Here is a 1,369-nt window from a genome sequence, read left to right as displayed (position 1 = left end):
TAGGCGCTGTTGACCTTGAGGGTAATGCCGTCGGCATCGGTGATGTAGACACCGTCATGCAGGGCATCGAGCAGTTCGCGAAACCCCAGGGCATCGAAATCCATCAGGCATACTCGGCTGGCTTAAAGCACGAATTCTATCGCTGCCTGCCGCCGCCTGCCTCAGCGTGACGCCCACTGTTCGAAGCGCGCTTCCAGGTCGGCACCGTGTTCGATCCAGAATTCCACCCCCATCGGCAGTGCCTGCTCGAGGTTCTGCGGCGCGGTCGGCAGCCTGGCCAGGCGCTGCGCGTCGAGCCCCGCCTGGGCGTCCTGGCGGATCGGCCCGTAGGGAATCTGCTCGGAGAAGGCACGCTGGGCGTCGGCCTGGCTGGCGAAGCGGATGAAGGCCTGCGCCTGCGGCGTGTTGAAGCTGCCCTTGGGAATCGCCCAGTAATCGAAGTCATAGACGCTGCCGGCCCAGATCAGCTGCAGCGGGTCACCCTGATCCTGCGCCGTGGCGATACGTCCGCTGTAGGCCGCACTCATCGCCACGGAGCCATCGCGCAGGCGCCGCACCGGCTCCTCCCCGGCTTCCCACCAGTGGATATCGGCCTTGATCTGATCGAGCTTGGCGAAGGCCTGGCGCACACCGGCCTCGCTGGCCAGGCGCGCATAGATCTGCTGCGCCGGCACGCCATCGGCCAGCAGGGCGAATTCGAGGTTGTACTTGGCACCCTTGCGCAGGCCGCGTTTGCCCGGGAATTTCTGCACGTCCCAGAAATCGGCCCAGCCGGTCGGTGCCTGGCCGAAGCGTTTGCTGTCGTAGGCCAGCGCCATGGACCAGACGAAGATGCCCACGCCGCAGGGCCGTATCGCCCCCGGCAGATAGCTGGAAGTATCGCCCAGCGCACTGGCATCGATCGGCTGGAACAGCCCTTCCTCGCAGCCCCGCACCAGCTCGGGCGCCTCGACCTCGATCACGTCCCAGCTGACGTGCTGCATCGCCTGCATCTTGCGCAGCTTGCCGAAGTCGCCGTTGTAGGAGCCGCTCACCACCACGACATCGGAGGCTTCGCGGAACGGGCGATAGAAGGCTTCGCGCTGGGCATCGCGCACCGAGCCACCGAATGAAACGACCCGCAACTGCGATGCGGCCTGGGCCACATCGATCGAAGCCACGCAGCACAGGGCGAGCGCCCAAGGCCAATTACGTTTCCACAGCATCCTTGATTCTCCCTGTGAACGGCCGGCGCAGCCTCACGGGCCATGCCGGCACGCATTCGCTAATGATGACTCAGGCATGCGGCCCCTTGCGCCGCACGGGTGAACTCACTCCACTTGCTGGGTACGCAGGCGCTCGCTGCGGCCGCGCAGCCACTCCAGGGTCA

Annotated in this window: 1 protein-coding gene; it reads right to left on the bottom strand. The window is 65.8% G+C overall.

What is annotated here, in order from left to right; genetic code table 11:
- Positions 1 to 161: 161 nt before the first annotated feature.
- A complete protein-coding gene (locus J0A65_RS23500) occupies positions 162 to 1,205 on the bottom strand; it encodes an ABC transporter substrate-binding protein (protein ID WP_080757045.1) in 1,044 nt (347 codons plus the stop codon).
- Positions 1,206 to 1,369 lie beyond the last annotated feature (164 nt).

The sequence above is a fragment of the Bowmanella yangjiangensis genome (assembly GCF_017255015.1).
Taxonomy (GTDB): Bacteria; Pseudomonadota; Gammaproteobacteria; order Enterobacterales; family Alteromonadaceae; genus Bowmanella; species Bowmanella yangjiangensis.
This window is presented reverse-complemented; position numbering and strand designations above follow the sequence as displayed.

Bases quoted from the DNA above. Each gene is read 5' to 3' on its own strand.
- J0A65_RS23500 (WP_080757045.1), bottom strand. From the start codon at position 1,205: ATGCTGTGGAAACGTAATTGGCCTTGGGCGCTCGCCCTGTGCTGCGTG.